Annotated in this window: 14 protein-coding genes and 1 tRNA gene; 6 read left to right on the top strand and 9 right to left on the bottom strand. The window is 65.0% G+C overall.

The genetic code is table 11. The annotated features are described in order from the left end of the window. Positions 1-84: 84 nt before the first annotated feature. Entirely contained in the window at positions 85-735 is a 651-nt protein-coding gene (locus tag KVX96_RS06585; RefSeq protein ID WP_261193531.1) for a TIGR02466 family protein, read from the top strand. A gap of 7 nt (positions 736-742) precedes the next feature. On the opposite strand, the gene KVX96_RS06580 is transcribed toward KVX96_RS06585, so the two are convergent. Beyond that, positions 743-1,453 (bottom strand): sulfotransferase family protein, encoded by a 711-nt coding sequence (locus KVX96_RS06580; RefSeq protein ID WP_261193530.1) that lies wholly within the window; start codon positions 1,451-1,453, stop codon positions 743-745. Positions 1,454-1,624: 171 nt separating this feature from the next. Here KVX96_RS06580 and KVX96_RS06575 point away from each other — a divergent pair, with 171 nt between their 5' ends. Beyond that, the gene (locus tag KVX96_RS06575; protein ID WP_261193528.1) at positions 1,625-2,203 is read left to right on the top strand and encodes a L,D-transpeptidase; all 579 of its coding nucleotides are present in this window, start codon (positions 1,625-1,627) and stop codon (positions 2,201-2,203) included. A 480-nt stretch (positions 2,204-2,683) separates the two neighbouring features. After that, complete coding sequence (locus KVX96_RS06570) at positions 2,684-4,297, top strand: murein L,D-transpeptidase (protein ID WP_261193526.1); 1,614 nt, start codon at positions 2,684-2,686, stop codon at positions 4,295-4,297. A gap of 43 nt (positions 4,298-4,340) precedes the next feature. On the opposite strand, the gene KVX96_RS06565 is transcribed toward KVX96_RS06570, so the two are convergent. Together KVX96_RS06565 and KVX96_RS06560 are read right to left on the bottom strand one after the other, a co-directional pair. Continuing rightward, positions 4,341-4,417 (bottom strand) — tRNA-Arg (locus KVX96_RS06565). A gap of 90 nt (positions 4,418-4,507) precedes the next feature. Next, on the bottom strand, positions 4,508-5,128 hold the full coding sequence (locus tag KVX96_RS06560; protein ID WP_261193524.1) for a response regulator transcription factor: 621 nt from the start codon (positions 5,126-5,128) through the stop codon (positions 4,508-4,510). Positions 5,129-5,314: 186 nt separating this feature from the next. On the opposite strand from KVX96_RS06560, the gene KVX96_RS06555 reads away from it, so the two are divergent. Both KVX96_RS06555 and KVX96_RS06550 read left to right on the top strand, forming a co-directional pair. After that, positions 5,315-5,842: a molybdopterin-dependent oxidoreductase gene (locus KVX96_RS06555; protein WP_261193523.1), complete on the top strand. Its 528-nt coding sequence runs from the start codon at positions 5,315-5,317 to the stop codon at positions 5,840-5,842. 48 nt (positions 5,843-5,890) lie between these two features. Continuing rightward, positions 5,891-8,458, top strand: a complete 2,568-nt coding sequence (locus KVX96_RS06550) for a PAS domain-containing hybrid sensor histidine kinase/response regulator (protein ID WP_261193522.1) — start codon at positions 5,891-5,893, stop codon at positions 8,456-8,458. Positions 8,459-8,651: 193 nt separating this feature from the next. Here the strand turns inward: KVX96_RS06550 and scpA are convergent, their stop codons facing one another. Beyond that, positions 8,652-10,784, bottom strand: coding sequence for a methylmalonyl-CoA mutase (scpA, locus tag KVX96_RS06545; protein WP_261193521.1), 2,133 nt, complete (start codon positions 10,782-10,784; stop codon positions 8,652-8,654). A gap of 136 nt (positions 10,785-10,920) precedes the next feature. On the opposite strand from scpA, the gene KVX96_RS06540 reads away from it, so the two are divergent. Continuing rightward, positions 10,921-11,385, top strand: a complete 465-nt coding sequence (locus KVX96_RS06540; RefSeq protein ID WP_261193520.1) for a DUF4174 domain-containing protein — start codon at positions 10,921-10,923, stop codon at positions 11,383-11,385. A gap of 19 nt (positions 11,386-11,404) precedes the next feature. On the opposite strand, the gene KVX96_RS06535 is transcribed toward KVX96_RS06540, so the two are convergent. The 5 genes from KVX96_RS06535 to KVX96_RS06515 form a co-directional block, all read right to left on the bottom strand. Next, positions 11,405-13,435, bottom strand: a complete 2,031-nt coding sequence (locus KVX96_RS06535; RefSeq protein ID WP_261193519.1) for an acetyl/propionyl/methylcrotonyl-CoA carboxylase subunit alpha — start codon at positions 13,433-13,435, stop codon at positions 11,405-11,407. A 288-nt stretch (positions 13,436-13,723) separates the two neighbouring features. Then, entirely contained in the window at positions 13,724-14,083 is a 360-nt protein-coding gene (locus KVX96_RS06530; RefSeq protein ID WP_261193518.1) for a hypothetical protein, read from the bottom strand. A gap of 66 nt (positions 14,084-14,149) precedes the next feature. After that, complete coding sequence (locus tag KVX96_RS06525; protein WP_261193517.1) at positions 14,150-14,284, bottom strand: hypothetical protein; 135 nt, start codon at positions 14,282-14,284, stop codon at positions 14,150-14,152. Positions 14,285-14,504: 220 nt separating this feature from the next. Next, a complete protein-coding gene (locus KVX96_RS06520; RefSeq protein ID WP_261193516.1) occupies positions 14,505-14,954 on the bottom strand; it encodes a DUF6497 family protein in 450 nt (149 codons plus the stop codon). Then, entirely contained in the window at positions 14,947-15,309 is a 363-nt protein-coding gene (locus KVX96_RS06515) for a hypothetical protein (RefSeq protein WP_261193515.1), read from the bottom strand. Before KVX96_RS06515 ends, KVX96_RS06520 begins: the two co-directional genes overlap by 8 nt.

Genomic DNA, 15,309 nt, shown 5'->3' with positions numbered 1-15,309 from the left:
ACCAGCCTCCTCCACAGGCTTGCCACCGCGCCGCACCACGGTGTTCAATGGCGGCCATGTGAAGCGGCACGCGGGAGGCAAACCATGCATGATCCGAGAAGCGGCACCGCTCTGATTGAAGACAGGCATTTTGCGACGCAGGTCTTCTCCAGCCAGATCCCGGCGCAAAGCTGCGCCCTGCTCAACGCGGGGCTGCTTTTTGAGATCAAAACCCTGTTCGAGGCCGACACGCGCGGATTGGAGCGCTCCAACCTGCGCGCGCTCGGCGGCTGGCACAGCGCGGTGGACCTGCAGGACAACCCGGCCTTCGCCCCGCTCGTGGAGCATGTAGAGGGTTTCGCCGCAGCCGTCTCAACGCACAACGGCTACAGCACGCGCCACCGGCTGGCGATCACCAGCATGTGGGCCATCGTCAACGCGCCGGGCAGTTACAACCAGAGCCATCTGCACCCCGGCAGCCACTGGAGCGGCGCCTACTATGTGCAGGCACCGGAGGGCAGCGGTCGGATCCAGTTCACCGATCCGCGCGCGGCGGCGATGATGCAGCCGATGCACTATGAGGGCGAACGCCCCGACATCGCCCGCCCGCAGGTGAGCTATGAGCCGGTGCCGGGGCGGATGCTGTTGTTTCCCAGCTGGCTCATGCACAGCGTCGCGCCCAACCTCGCGCTCAGCAAAGACGGCAGCGCGGAACGGGTGGTGATCAGCTTCAACCTCAGCCAGAGGCCACTCTGACCCCGGTTCAGGGCGCGTAGCCGAAGGCTGTGAAATCCGCCGCGAAAATGGCTTGTATCAACTGCCGCGCCCGTGGCGTGAGTTCTGGCTGATCGGCAGCGGCCCCGGTGGAATGGGGCCGGATCGTCTCCACCACATCGCCCCCGGCACGGCCCAGCGCATAGGCGAAATCGGCGTCGAACCGCTCGAACCGGCCGATGAAATCATAGGTCACCGCGCCCAGCATCACCTGCGCCGCCTGCGGCCGCCAATGGGGGTTCATCTGCTTCGGTTTCTGCTCCTGCAATACTTCGAGGAAGGCTTCAAACGGGATTTCCGCTTCAGAGTCTGGGTCTTGCCCCATGGTCTTCAGGAAAGCCCGGCGCTGACGCGAGGGCCCGCCGGCGATCTTGTCCTTCCAGGCCGACAGGGTGCGCGTGTAGGGGTGGCGCACGAAACAGAAGCGAAACAGCCCCGGATGCGCCAGCGCGGCGTCCACGTCTGGCACATCGGCGAAGCTCAGCAAGGGCGAGTTGCGCCGCTGGTGCACATTGCCGAAATCCCGCGCCTGATCGCGTGCGACGATGGCCTGCAGGCTGCCCTTGATCGTGGAACAGGCGACCTTGGGCGTCTCCACGTAAAGGCAACGCATGTCGGGCAAGAAATTGGTGCCATAGGCCACCTGCCCGGCCCCCATCTGCACCTTCTCGCGCCTGATCCAGCTTTCCAGATCCGCCATACGCCCGTTTTCCCTTGCCCTGCTCTGCCGCCTTATGGCCAAGCAATAGCGCCCGGCGGGCCTGCTGCACAGGGGAAACGGGGCATCGCGCGCAGGTCGGGCGGAATTGACAGGCCCGCGCCCGATACGTCACCATTCCGCCATACAGCGTTGTAAAGACGAGTGATCAAGATGAAGAGACGTACATTCCTAGCCGCCACGCTGGCCAGTTCGGCCGCGCTCACAGCTCCGGCTCTGGGCCAAAACACTGGCCAGAAACAGCCGTTTGTGCTGCCCGAGCAGTTCAAACCGCAATATGTGACGATCAAGAAGGACTATGCCCCGGGGCAGATCCTGATCGTGCCGCAGACCCATTTCCTCTACCACGTGGTGGAGCCCCAGAAAGCCGTGCGCTACGGCGTTGGCGTGGGCCGCGCGGGGCTTGCGTTCAAGGGCCGCGCGACGATCGACGTGAAGAAGGAATGGCCCACATGGCGCCCGACGCAGGAAATGATCGAGCGCGATCCCCAGACCTACGGACGCTTTGCCGACAATGACGAGGTACAGCCCGGCGGCCCCGGCAACCCGCTCGGCGCCCGTGCGCTCTACCTGTTTCAGAACGGGGTCAACACGTTCTACGCCATCCACGGCACGACCCAGCCTAGCTCCATCGGGCGCTCTGTGTCCAACGGCTGCATTCGCATGCTGAACTCGCATGTGATCCACCTCTACGACAATGTGCCGGTGGGCACGGTCGTTACGGTGCTCTGATCCAAGACGACACGGCGAAAAGCTTAACGCGGAAAAGAAAACGGGGGAGCCGTGTGTACAGCTCCCCCAGACCCGGGGCTGGCCGAGATTTCTGCCAGCCATGCAGTGCTTCCGAAGAAGCCGGCTTGAACGTTGACGACCCTTGCGAACCGCCCGGAGCCTGCCCCTTCCCGCCGCTGTTGAACGCGGCTTCCCCTTTTGGAATTGGCAGCGGCTCTTGCCTTGCACTTTGCGTGGCGCGCTGCTTCTTCATCCCCAGGCAACGCTGCCAGCGCCTGTTCTTACCATCAACGAGGTTGGACAATCGTTCAATCTCGCCGAAGCATATGGGGGGCGGATCTATCGGATAGGCGCACCTATCCCTTCGTATAGGCGCGGTGGCGCACTACCTGCGGGCGCGCAGAACTATCGTCCGTGATTTGACAGCGCCAAGCACAGTTGGTCAACTGCGGCAAAACAAGCAAAAGCGAGCAGCCCGTCATGATCCGCCCCCTCTCCAAAGCCCTGCGCTTGCCCTGCCTCCTTGCCGCCTGTGCGGTCAGCCTGCTTCCCGCAAACGCCGCGCGCGCGGATGTGGCCAGCGAGATCGCACAGCTCACCCAGCCCGTGAGCAACAGCCAGAGCCCACAGGTCGCCGGGTTGCCGATCGTTTCGGGCAGCTTCCTCGCCACCTTCTACGATCAGCGCGATTTCGCCCCGGCCTGGCTCGACGCCGCGGCGGCGCAGGGACTGCTGAACGAGTTGGGCAGCGGGCTGTTGCAGGGTTTCCGCCCGGCAGACTTTCACCTCCCCGCGCTGCTTGGCCTCTATGAGGCCGCGAAAGCCGGCGGGGATGCCGAGAAAGCCGCTTTCGAGATCGCTGCCTCCGATGCCGCCGCGCGGCTGATCCACCACACGGTGTTTGGCAAGGTCGACGCTGAAACGCTGCACAGCGGCTGGAACTTCGACCGCCCCGTGATCGAGCGCGACCCGGCAGAGGTGCTCAACAACGCGCTGGCCTCGGGCGGCTTCGGGGCGCTGATGGACGTGATCGAGATCCGCAATCCGCAATATGATCAACTGGTGATGGCGCTCGCCCGCTACCGGGAACTGGAAGCCGACGGCGGCTGGCCTCAGGTGCCCGCCGATCCTGTGCTCAAACCCGGCATGGAAGACGCCCGCGTGCCGCTTCTGCGCCAGCGCCTCGCGATCAGCGGCGATTACTTCGGCCCGCAGGAGGCAAGCCCACTCTATGACGCCGCGCTGCAAACGGCTGTGGAGGAGTTTCAGAGCCGCCACGGGCTGGCGGCAGACGGCGTGCTGGGGCCCAAGACCTTCACCGCGCTCAACCGCACCGCCGCGGAGCGGGTGGATCAGATCCGCCTCAGCCTTGAACGCATGCGCTGGCTGGCCCGCACTACCAAGCCCGACACCGTGCTGGTGAACATTGCCGGGGCACGCACATACCTGATCCGGGGTGGTCAGACCGTCTGGACAACGCGCTCCATCACCGGAAGCGCCTATCGCAAGACGCCCGTCTTTCAGGACACGATCCGCTACATGGAGTTCAACCCGACGTGGACGGTGCCCGCGTCGATCTTCCGGAAGGACAAGCTCGAGAAGATCCGCGCCGATGTGAGCTACCTCACGCGCAACAACTATCAGGTGCGCAACAGCGAGGGCACGGTGATCGATCCTTACGCGGTGGATTGGTCCGGTACACCTGCCGTCACGCTGGTGCAGCAGCCGGGGGACAGCAACGCGCTGGGGCGCGTGAAATTCATGTTCCCCAACAAACACGCCGTCTACCTGCACGACACCGACGACCGCAGCCTCTTTGACCGCGCCGAGCGCAATCTGTCTTCGGGCTGCGTGCGGCTGGAGGAGCCTTTCGAGTTTGCCATGAAGCTGATGGAGGGCGCGCCGGGCTGGAGCGAGGCGCGGATGCAGGAGATCCTCGCCAGCGGGCAGACCACCCGCGTGGACCTGCCCGTACCCATGCCGGTGATGCTCACCTATTGGACGGCCTGGGTCGAGAACGGCAAGGTGCAGTTCCGCGAAGACATCTACGGCCGCGACGCCGCCGTTCTGGCCGCTTTGGATGCGCCGTACTGAGCCACCTTCCGCTGCATTTCGGTCTTCGTGCGCACCTGAGAATTGGCGATCCCTTGAGGACTCGAACCCCAAACCTGCTGATTAGAAGTCAGCTGCTCTATCCAGTTGAGCTAAGGGACCGCTTGAGCGCCCTTTTGCGAAACGGCTGCGGGCTTGGCAAGGGGTTTCTGGCGGAAGACCGGGGCGGCAGGGCGGAAGCGCAGCCGCCGTTCAGAACAGCCCTGCCGTGCGCGCGATCATCGCGGCGTGGGTGCGGTTGCGGGCATCGAGCTTGCGACAGAGCGTTTTCATGTGCAGCTTTATGGTGACCTCCTGCAGATCCAGCTCCAGCGCGATTTCCTTGTTGGAGAGCCCACGGCAGACACCGCCCAGCACTTCCATTTCGCGCGGGGTCAGCTCCTGTGCCACGGTGGGCAGGCCTTCGCCGTCTACCGGTTCGGAGGTCATGAAATCCACCGGCGCGTATTTCTCGCCCGAGGCCATGAAGCGGGCGGCGTTCATCAGGGATTTGGCCGTCATCGTCTTGGGCAGGAACCCGGCCGCGCCCGCGTCCAGCGCCGCCTGCGCCACCGCGCGGCTGGCCACGCCGCTCATCAGGGCCACGGGACTGCCGCCCCCGGCCGCGAGCGCGCGGGCAAGCCCGTCCAGCCCGTCCATCCCCGGCATGTTGAAATCCAGCAGCACGAGGTCGAAACCGGCATCGGCCTCCATCACTGCAATCGCGCCGTCCAAATCGCCCGCCGTTTCCACCTCCACGTCAGGCTCGGACGTCAGCAGCATCCGCATCATGTCCAGCACGAGATCGTGATCGTCGGCGACGAGGACTTTCAATGCGATTCTCCGAACAGATTGGCGATAACCCGCCTATAGAACCTCATTCCCGCCGCTCGCACCACCCGGAACTGACGGAACTACCTATACCAACGGATAGGGCGATACACTCTTGCCTCTCCGACGCGCGCAGGAGAATGAATTATGCACACGGTACGTGCGGGATACGTCAGAGGAGCAGAGCGAATGGGACAAACGCTGGGGATGAGCGCGATGCGCGCCGGGTGCATGGGACTGGCGCTGGCCTTTCTTCCGGCCTCGGGCATGGCGATGGATCTTGCCGCGCCGCAGGGGGAGGTGCTTTTGACGGTTTCCGGCGCGATATCTAGCACCAATGCCGAAGGAACGGCGCAGTTCGATCTGGGCATGCTGCAGGGCATGGCGGTGACCGAATTCACCACCACCACGATCTGGACGGATGGCGAGGACAGCTACACCGGCGTCGTGCTCAAAACACTGCTGGAAAGCCTTGGCGCGGAAGGCACCACGCTAAAGGCCTCCGCCATCAACGACTATACGATCGAGATTCCGGTCGACTCGCTCACCGACGCCTATCCCATCGTCGCCTATTTCCAGAACGGTGCGGAAATGCCGGTGCGCAACAAGGGCCCGCTCTGGGTGATCTACCCCTATGCCTCCGACACCGACCTGCAGAGCGAAGTGATCTATTCACGCAGCATTTGGCAGCTTGACCGTCTCGAAGTGACAAACTAGGGGGAACGCCCGGCCCCGCGTATGGGGCCCAACTGACAGGGCAAGGCAATGGGCGGATCGGAGACACCTCTTACGGAACGGCAAGGGGTCCGATACGCCCTTTTCAGCCTCTTCCTGCTCGCCGCGCTCGGGCTGCTGGGCTACCTCGGGTTTGAAACGCGCCAGCAGCTGGACCAGATCGAACGCGCCCCCACAGACAACGCTCGGTATATCTACGCGCAGCTCGAGGTAGAGCATCTGCGCCTGCTGGAAGCCCTCAGCACCGCCGATCGCGCGGCTTTTCCCAGCCTGAACACCATCCGCACCCGCTTCGATATCTTCTATTCGCGCATCGACGTGGTGGCCGTGCGCCGCCCGTCGCTGGACCCGGCGCTTGCCGAACCGTTGCAGCCCGGTGTGGAGGCGCTGCAGGATCTTGTCGAGGGGCTGGTGCCCCTGATCGATGGGCCGGATGGGCTGTTGATGGCGTCGATACCCCAGTTGCGGCAGGACGTCGCCAATGCCTTCCCGATCTCGCGCACCCTTGCGCAGCAGGCGCTCACTGTGTTTGGCGCGGCGGCCGATGAGCGGCGCGGCGATGTGCGTCGCCTCGTGCTGCAGGCCAGCGCGCTGGCCTTCGTGCTGGTTCTGGCACTCGGGCTGATCGTGCTGCTGCTGCTGCGTGTCTACCAGCGCGCCACCGATCTGGCCCATGAAACCGCGCTGGCCCGCGCCCGGCTGCAATCCACCGTTGGCGCCTCGCAGGACGCGGTTCTGGTGCTCGACACCGATCTGGCGCTGGTGGATTTCACCGGCGGGGCGGAGCGGATTTTCGGGGCGGAAGCCAAGAGCATCCTCGGCCAGCCCATGCCCGAAACCCTGTTGCCGCAGGATCAGCGCGAAAGCTTCCGCGCCGCTCTGCGCGCACGTGGCAATGCTGTGGGCGCGCCCTCGGGGTTGATCCAGCTGGATGCCTGCCGCGCCGATGGCACCCCCTTCCCTGCGGAGGCAACGCTTGCCGCGGTGAGCGGATCGCACGGCCCGCTCTACGTATGTTTCCTGCGCGACATTTCCGAGCGCCGCCGGGCCGAGAACAAGCTCAAGGCCGCGCTGGAGCGCGCGGTGACGGCGGAACGGGCGAAGGGCGAATTCATCGCCGTGATGAGCCACGAGATGCGCACGCCGCTCAATGGGCTCATGGCGGCGCTGGAAATCCTTGACGAACAGCCCCGCCCCACGCCCAAACAGAAGCGCTACATCGGTGTGGCGCGCTCCACCAGTCACCAGTTGCTGACCCATGTGAACGACGTGCTGCAGATCTCCAAACTGGAAAGCGGCACCTTTACACCGGCGCAGAGCACCTTTGATGTCGGCGAGTTCCTGCAGGCGCTGTTCACCGCCAATGAAGCGCTCGTAGCGGCCAGTGGCAACCGGCTGGTGCTGGCCGAAGGGCTGCTGCCCGAGACGCCCGTGCGCGGCGATCGCAGCCGCACCAACCAGATCCTGCTCAACCTCTTGGGCAATGCCGCGAAATTCACCGACAACGGCACGATCACGCTGGCCTGCGAAACGCTGGCGCGCGACGGCGACGATCTGATGCTGCGCTTCAGCGTGCAGGACACCGGCGAGGGCATCGCGCCCGGCGATCTGGCCCGTATCTTCGAGGATTTCGTCACGCTGGACCCCTCTTTCAAACGCGAAAGCAGCGGCACCGGGCTAGGGCTCTCCATCGCGCGCCGCCTTGCGCAGGCGCTTGGCGGTGACATCGGCGTGGAGTCCGAACCCGGCGTGGGCAGCACCTTCTGGCTGGATCTGCCCTTTGAGCGCGCCGAGGCCGTGGAGGCGGGCGGCGACGCAGCGCAAGCGCTGCACCCCCTGCCCCTCACGCAGCATGGCGCGCCGCTGGAGATCCTCGTGGTGGAGGACAACGCGATCAACCGCATGATCGCGCGCGAGTTCATCGAAAGCACCGGCGCGCGTGTCACCGAGGCCCGCGACGGGCAGGAAGGCGTGGAGCTTGCGCAGGAGAGCCGGTTTGACGCCATTTTCATGGACATCGGCATGCCCCGGATGGATGGGCTGACGGCCACCGCGCTGATCCGGGACAGTGGCGCTTCCGCGGAGGCCCCGATTTTTGGCCTCACCGCCCATGCTCAGCCCGAAGAGCTGGCCGCCTTCCGCGCGGCGGGCATGCAGGATGTGCTGGTGAAACCCGTGCAACGCGCCGATATTCTGGCGCTGCTTGGTACTACCGCCGCCGCGCCCTCCGCCGCGCCGGAAGGGGAAGAGGCCGATGTGCTCGTCCGGGCCAAGGCCATCGAGGAACTTTTGCAGATGCTGGGCGAGGAAACCCTGATGGGCACCTTCCTGCGCTTTGCCGAGGAAACCCAGAGCGTGCTGAACGATCTGCCCGAAACACCCGACGCGGGCTTCGCCCCGGTGCTGCACCAACTCGCCGGATCTGCCGGGAGCTTCGGTGCCATGCGGTTCCGCCGCGCCTTGCTGGTGGCGGAAGGGGCCTCGAAGGAAGGCCACGCCGGAGATTACACCGAGGCCCGCGCCGATGTGATCGCGACATGGCAAGGCACCGTTGCCGCCTACGGCGAGATCGGGCTGCTGCTGGACGACGGGTTCTGACCCTACGCTGCTTCTGAAGAGAAGGGCAGACCCCGGCCGCCGGGGGGGGTGAAGCCCCCGCCCGTGGGGGGCGGTCGGGGGCAGCCCGGCGTCCCGCCGGGCGAACCAATTTGGCGGTGTTACCTTAAACAAAAAACGCCCGCCGGCCTCCTCTTGCCAGCGGGCGCTATGCGCTGCGGGATCCCGAAAGGGCTCAGCCGCGCGCTGTTCCGATCAGGCCGAGGATCTCCTGCGCGGCCTGCGGGATGTTGGTGCCGGGGCCGAAGATCGCCTTCACGCCGGCCTCTTTCAGGAAGGCGTAATCCTGCTGCGGGATCACCCCGCCGCAGATCACGATGATGTCCTCGGCGCCTTGCGCCTTCAGCGCTTCGATCAGCTTGGGCGCGAGCGTCTTGTGGCCCGCAGCTTGCGAGGAAATGCCGACGATATGCACGTCATTGTCCACCGCATCCTGCGCGGCTTCCTCGGGCGTCTGGAACAGCGGCCCCACGTCCACGTCAAAGCCGATGTCGGCGAAGGCGGTGGCGATCACCTTGGCACCGCGATCATGCCCGTCCTGCCCCATCTTCACCACCAGCATGCGCGGGCGGCGGCCCTCGGCTTCGGCGAAATCCTCCACCGATTTTTGGATGGCCGCGAAACCCTCATCGCCTTCATAGGCCGCGCCGTAAACACCGGCGAGCGTTTTCACTTCGGCGCGGTGACGCCCGAAAGCCTTTTCCATGGCCATGCTGATCTCTCCGACGGTTGCGCGGGCGCGGGCGGCTTCCACCGCGAGCGCCAGCAGGTTGCCTTCCCCAGACTCCGCGCCTGCCGAGAGCGCCGCCAATGCGGCATCGCAGGCGGCCTGATCGCGGGTGGCGCGGATCTTTTCGAGCCGCGCGATCTGCGAGTTGCGCACGGCGACGTTGTCCACATCGAGAATGTCGATCGGATCTTCCTTGGCGAGGCGGAACTTGTTCACCCCGACGATCACCTCGTCGCCGCGATCCACGGCGGCCTGACGGCGCGCGGCGGCTTCCTCGATGCGCAGTTTGGGCATGCCGGTGGCCACGGCCTTCGTCATGCCGCCCATCTCCTCGATCTCCTCGATCAGCTTCCAGGCCTCTTCGGCCAGGTCGCTCGTGAGTTTCTCGACGTAGTAGGAACCGGCCAGCGGATCGACGACGTTCGTCACGCCCGTCTCGTTCTGCAGGATCAGCTGGGTGTTGCGCGCGATGCGGGCGGAGAAATCCGTGGGCAGCGCGATGGCTTCGTCAAAGGCGTTGGTGTGCAGCGATTGCGTGCCGCCCAGAACCGCGCTCATCGCCTCGTAAGCGGTGCGCACCACGTTGTTGTAGGGGTCCTGCTCTTGCAGGCTCACGCCCGAGGTCTGGCAATGGGTGCGCAGCATCAGGGAGCCCGGTTTCTTGGGCTCGAACTCGCTCATGATCCGGTGCCACAAGAAGCGCGCGGCGCGCAGCTTGGCAGCCTCCATGAAGAAGTTCATGCCGATGGCAAAGAAGAAGGAGAGCCGCCCGGCAAAGGCGTCCACATCCAGCCCGCGCGCCAGCGCCGCACGCACGTATTCACGCCCGTCGGCCAGCGTGAACGCCAGCTCCTGCACGAGGTTCGCGCCGGCTTCCTGCATGTGGTAGCCGGAGATCGAGATCGAGTTGAACTTCGGCATCTCGGTGGAGGTGTAATCAATAATATCCGCGATGATCCGCATCGAAGGCTCGGGCGGATAGATATAGGTGTTGCGGACCATGAACTCCTTCAGAATGTCGTTCTGAATGGTGCCCGACAGCAGGGAGCGGTCCACGCCCTGCTCCTCGCCGGTGACGATGAAATTGGCGAGGATCGGGATCACCGCGCCGTTCATCGTCATGGAAACAGAGATCTTTTCGAGCGGGATGCCGTCAAAGAGGATCTTCATGTCTTCGACGGAGTCGATGGCCACGCCCGCCTTGCCCACATCGCCGACAACGCGCTCGTGATCGGAATCATAGCCCCGGTGCGTGGCCAGATCGAAGGCCACCGAGACCCCCTGCTGGCCCGCATCCAGCGCGCGGCGGTAGAAGGCGTTGGATTCCTCAGCGGTGGAAAAGCCCGCGTATTGGCGGATCGTCCAGGGGCGGCCCGTGTACATCGTGGCGCGCGGGCCACGGGTGAAGGGGGCCACGCCGGGCATGCCGCCCATGTGATCGAGCCCCTGCGTGTCGGCTTCGGTATACACCGGCTTCACCGCGATGCCTTCGGGCGTCTGCCAGGTCAGATCCTCCAGCGGGCGGCCGCGCAGCTCTTTCTCGGCAAGGGTTTCCCAGGTTTTCTTGGTATCGGTCATGAGTCCATCCTCATTCGATCAGGCAGCAGAAGCTGCGCAAGCCACCGGGAGGGGCGGCAAAAATTTCGTGTTTACAGGCGCTTTGCCCGTGGATTTTACGTGCCCAGCGCATATATCCTGACCAACAGGAGGCCGCATGAAGCAGTGTTTCGCCCTTGCGCTGGCAGGGTTCATTCTCGTCAGCCACGCGCCCGCCGGGGCGCAGGATGCCACGGAAACCGTCACCCCCGAGGTGCCCGCCTTCGCGGTGTATGACGCCAAGGACGTGACGCTGGACGAGTTCCTCTGGGTGGCGCGCCCGATTGTCGTTTTCGCCGACACCGAGGCCGATCCGCGGGTTGAGCAGCAGCTGGAATACCTGCGTGCCGAATGGCCGATGCTGGCCGAGCGCGACGTGGTGGTGATCACCGACACCGACCCGGCCGCAAAGTCCGACATCCGCACAAAACTGCGCCCGCGCGGCTTCATGATGACTCTCATCGCCAAGGATGGCCGCGTTGCCTTGCGCAAACCCCAGCCGTGGACAGTGCGCGAGATCACCCGCACGATCGACAAGATGCCCGACCGCGTGCAGGAAATCCGCGACCGGCGCGGCTCGTAAGGAAAGCGCAGGGCAAGGCTCATTCGAACTCCATGATCACTTCGTCCACGGCGAGGCTGTCGCCCGCGCTGGCGTTGATCTTGGACACGACGGCCTTCTTCTCGGCGCGCAGGATGTTTTCCATCTTCATGGCTTCCACCGTGCAGAGCGCCTGGCCTTCCTGAACCTCGTCGCCCACCTCGACATTGACCTTCACGATCAGCCCTGGCATCGGGCAGAGCAGCATCTTGGAGGTGTCGGGCGGCAGTTTCTCCGGCATCAGCGCGGCCAGTTCGGCCTGACGCGGGGTGCGCACATTCACTTTCAGATCCGCGCCCCGGCTGCGCATGCGGAAGCCCGAGGTGATCTTGCCCACCTTCAGCACCAGCGCTTCGCCGTCCACATCGATATGCGCAAGGCTGTCGCCCGGCGTCCAGTCCGAGGCCACGCGGTGCGCGGTGCCGTCAGTGAAGGTCACGGTGGAGCCCTTCGGATCCGCATCGATGGTGAGCGGGAAATTCTGCCCCTGCAGGCTCACCACCCAGTCGGTGCCCACCGTGCGCTCGTGGTTGTCCATCCGGCCCGAGATACGGGCGCGGCGGATCTCGGCGACGCGGTACATGGCGGCGGCAGAGGCGGCGATCTTCTTCAGATCGGCCTCGGGCAGCGTGACGCCCTCGAAGCCTTCCGGGTATTCCTCGGCGATGAAGGCGGTGGTGATCTCGCCCGAGATAAAGCGCTCATGGTCCATCACGGCGGAGAGGAACGGCAGGTTGTGGCCGATGCCCTCAACCTCGAAGCTGTCCAGCGCCACGCGCATGGCGGCGATGGCGGTGTCGCGCGTCGGGGCCCAGGTGCAGAGCTTGGCGATCATCGGGTCGTAATACATGCTGATCTCGCCGCCCTCGTAGACGCCGGTATCGTTGCGCACCACCACGTCGCCCGCAGCCCCGGCAGCGGTGCCGGGCGTGTAGGCTTCGGTTTCCGCAGGCGGGCGGTAGGCGGTGAGCCGGCCGATGGAGGGCAGGAAGTTGCGGTAGGGATCTTCCGCGTAGAGGCGGTTCTCGATAGCCCAGCCGGTGAGCTTCACATCGTCCTGCGTCATCGCCAGTGTCTCACCATTGGCCACGCGGATCATCTGCTCCACGAGATCGACGCCGGTGATCAACTCGGTGACGGGGTGCTCCACCTGCAAACGGGTGTTCATTTCCAGGAAGTAGAAGTTCTTCTCCCCGTCCACGATGAATTCCACCGTGCCGGCAGAGGCGTAATCCACCGCCTTGGCCAGCGCGACGGCCTGCTCGCCCATCGCCTTGCGGGTGGCTTCATCAAGGAAGGGCGACGGGGCCTCTTCCACCACTTTCTGGTTGCGGCGCTGGATCGAGCATTCGCGCTCGCCCAGATAGATGCCGTTGCCATGGCCATCGCAGAGCACCTGAATCTCGATGTGGCGCGGCTGGGTGACGAATTTCTCGATGAAGATACGGTCATCGCCAAAGGAGTTGGCGGCCTCGTTCTTGGAGGATTGGAAGCCCTCGCGCGCCTCGGTGTCGTTCCAGGCGATCCGCATGCCCTTGCCGCCACCCCCGGCGGAGGCCTTGATCATCACCGGATAGCCGATCTGGTTGGAGATCTTCACCGCCTCCTCGGCATCCTCGATCAGCCCCATGTAGCCCGGCACGGTGGAGACGCCGGCCTCCTGCGCGATCTTCTTGGAGGTGATCTTGTCGCCCATGGCTTCGATGGCCCCTGCGGGCGGCCCGATGAAGGCCACGCCTTCCTTGGCCAGCGCCTCGGCGAAGAGCTTGTTTTCCGACAAGAAGCCATAGCCCGGATGCACGGCCTGCGCGCCGGTCTGGCGGATCGCGTCCATGATCTTGTCGATCACGATGTAGGATTGGTTCGCCGGGGGCGGGCCGATATGCACCGCCTCATCGGCCATTTGCACATGCAACGCAGCCTTGTCGGCGTCGGAATAGACGGCGACCGTCTTGATGCCCATCTTGCGGGCCGTCTTGATGACACGGCAGGCGATTTCGCCCCGGTTGGCGATCAGGATCTTTTCAAACATGGTGGGCCTTTGTCTTCCAGAGGAATGGCTGGGCGCGTTTGCGCGCGCGCCGGATCGCCCATGCGGCACGCGAGGGGCGCGCATGGAAAAAGGTGGCCTGCGGGCAAGCGCCTGCAGACCACCAAGAAGGGGAAGGGTAACGGTATTGACTTACGCGGCGCGGTGTAATGCTGAGATCACCGACCGCAGGTTGAGTGGAGCACGGACGCCCGATCCGATCAAAGCCTTTGCCTGCCGCCGGAGCAAGCTGGGCCAAATTCCGCTCAAATCCGTCAACACCGCGCAACATCATGCCGAATACGTCCCGTTGTAGACATCCGGGAAATTGGCGCGCAGCTCATCCACATCGATGCGCAGAAGCGCGTCGTAGCTTTCGGGATCGAAGGGATCTTCAACAGCGACGACCTCGCGGCCAAAGAGCCAGGAGAGCCGGCCTGCGTCCAGATTGCCGCGCTCGAATTCCTCTTCGCCGAAATGCTCCCACAGGGCCCACATGAAGCCTTCGTCGGCGCGGCGGTCTGCCGGGCGGCGGTCGGCGAAGCGCTGGCGCGCCACGAGCGGGGTCACGCCCTTGGGGTTCGCGCGACGGATGGTGAACTGGAAATCGGTGCCGGGGAGCCGGCCGGGGAAGCCTCGGTGCTTCAGCATGTCCGGCCCTCCATGTGCAGAGAAGCGGACAGCGCGGCGGAGGCCAGCCCCCGCCGCGAGGCTTGATCAGTATTTCGTGTAGCTGGGCTCTTCCACGACGGGCACCGGCTCGACGTAGACGACCTCTTCCTCGCCTCCGCCACAGGCGGCAAGGAGGCTGAGCATTCCGAAGGTGCAAAGGGCGGCAAAGCGTTTGGACATGGCGTTCTCCTATGGATTGCACGGCGCGAAGGCTGGCCCGCGAAGGGGCCCTTCCCGGCCGCAAAATGGCGGAGCGCTGCGCGGCGATCCGCGATCAGGATAGCGCAAGCCATGGAAGTTCCATAGGTATTCTTGGAATGGCAGCCATGCAGAACCGGGTACGCCCAGCCCATGGCGGCAGAGGCCGATGCAACCGCAAGATGTTGAGAGGGAGTTCGCATCAGAAGCCCTCCCAAATGCAGGCAGTGCCTTCGGGGCGGTAGGCCTCGAAGAATTGCACCACTTCCGGGGCCATCTCGCCGAAGGGCACGGGCTGGTCGGAAAGCGAAATGATAATCTGGTTCACCGAAGGCCCCTGCGCGCTGAGGCGCGGCAGGGCGTAGGATTCACAGAGGAAGGCCATATCGGGCTCCGCCTCGTCATAGCCGATCTCTCCGGCGATCTGCGGCGCGATGAAGCGAAAGCGCATTGTCAGACCAGCCGGGCCGGGCTCGCCCCAGATCATGTCGTGGAAGGTCACCGTCTGGCCCGAGGGCACAGCGATGGCTTCTGAGCTGACGGCAGGTGCGATCAGCGCGGCCAGCGCGAGAGCGGAGAGCGCCGTGCGCAGGGCGGGCCTGCGCTCGCGCAGCTTTCGCTGGCTCATATGTTTGGCAAGGATTTCAGGCATCGCGCGCCTCCTTCGGCTGGGGTTGGGCATGTGCCAACCACCTTGCACGATGCGGCGCGGAGGCCAAGAGCTCTGCGATGCGCGCCTCGGCCTGCGCCTTGGGAAAGCCGGGCGCATCAATACGCCCCCCGGCCTGCACCCGCACGCCGCCTGCCACATCCTGTACCACCACAACGGGGGAGAAGCCACGCAGATCCCGCAGCGCACGCCACAGATCCTGCCGGATCTGCTGCGCCAGCCGCCCGTGGCGGGCCGGCGGCAGCGCGGCTTCTGCCACCACGTCAAAACGCGGTGGCAGGCGGCGGGCGAGCGTGGTTTGCCCGGCCTCGCGCAGGATATGCCAGTTGCCCCCCAT

Source organism: Pseudoruegeria sp. SHC-113 (genome assembly GCF_025376885.1).
Taxonomy (GTDB): domain Bacteria; phylum Pseudomonadota; class Alphaproteobacteria; order Rhodobacterales; family Rhodobacteraceae; genus Pseudoruegeria.
Note: the sequence above shows the minus strand (reverse complement) of the source record. Positions and strands in the feature narration are given on the sequence as shown.

Bases quoted from the DNA above. Each gene is read 5' to 3' on its own strand.
- KVX96_RS06585 (WP_261193531.1), top strand. From the start codon at position 85: ATGCATGATCCGAGAAGCGGCACCGCTCTGATTGAAGACAGGCATTTT.
- scpA (WP_261193521.1), bottom strand. From the start codon at position 10,784: ATGACCGATACCAAGAAAACCTGGGAAACCCTTGCCGAGAAAGAGCTG.
- KVX96_RS06550 (WP_261193522.1), top strand. From the start codon at position 5,891: ATGGGCGGATCGGAGACACCTCTTACGGAACGGCAAGGGGTCCGATAC.
- KVX96_RS06520 (WP_261193516.1), bottom strand. From the start codon at position 14,954: ATGCCTGAAATCCTTGCCAAACATATGAGCCAGCGAAAGCTGCGCGAG.
- KVX96_RS06535 (WP_261193519.1), bottom strand. From the start codon at position 13,435: ATGTTTGAAAAGATCCTGATCGCCAACCGGGGCGAAATCGCCTGCCGT.
- KVX96_RS06575 (WP_261193528.1), top strand. From the start codon at position 1,625: ATGAAGAGACGTACATTCCTAGCCGCCACGCTGGCCAGTTCGGCCGCG.
- KVX96_RS06530 (WP_261193518.1), bottom strand. From the start codon at position 14,083: ATGCTGAAGCACCGAGGCTTCCCCGGCCGGCTCCCCGGCACCGATTTC.
- KVX96_RS06540 (WP_261193520.1), top strand. From the start codon at position 10,921: ATGAAGCAGTGTTTCGCCCTTGCGCTGGCAGGGTTCATTCTCGTCAGC.
- KVX96_RS06515 (WP_261193515.1), bottom strand. From the start codon at position 15,309: ATGGGGGGCAACTGGCATATCCTGCGCGAGGCCGGGCAAACCACGCTC.
- KVX96_RS06555 (WP_261193523.1), top strand. From the start codon at position 5,315: ATGGGACAAACGCTGGGGATGAGCGCGATGCGCGCCGGGTGCATGGGA.
- KVX96_RS06525 (WP_261193517.1), bottom strand. From the start codon at position 14,284: ATGTCCAAACGCTTTGCCGCCCTTTGCACCTTCGGAATGCTCAGCCTC.
- KVX96_RS06580 (WP_261193530.1), bottom strand. From the start codon at position 1,453: ATGGCGGATCTGGAAAGCTGGATCAGGCGCGAGAAGGTGCAGATGGGG.
- KVX96_RS06570 (WP_261193526.1), top strand. From the start codon at position 2,684: ATGATCCGCCCCCTCTCCAAAGCCCTGCGCTTGCCCTGCCTCCTTGCC.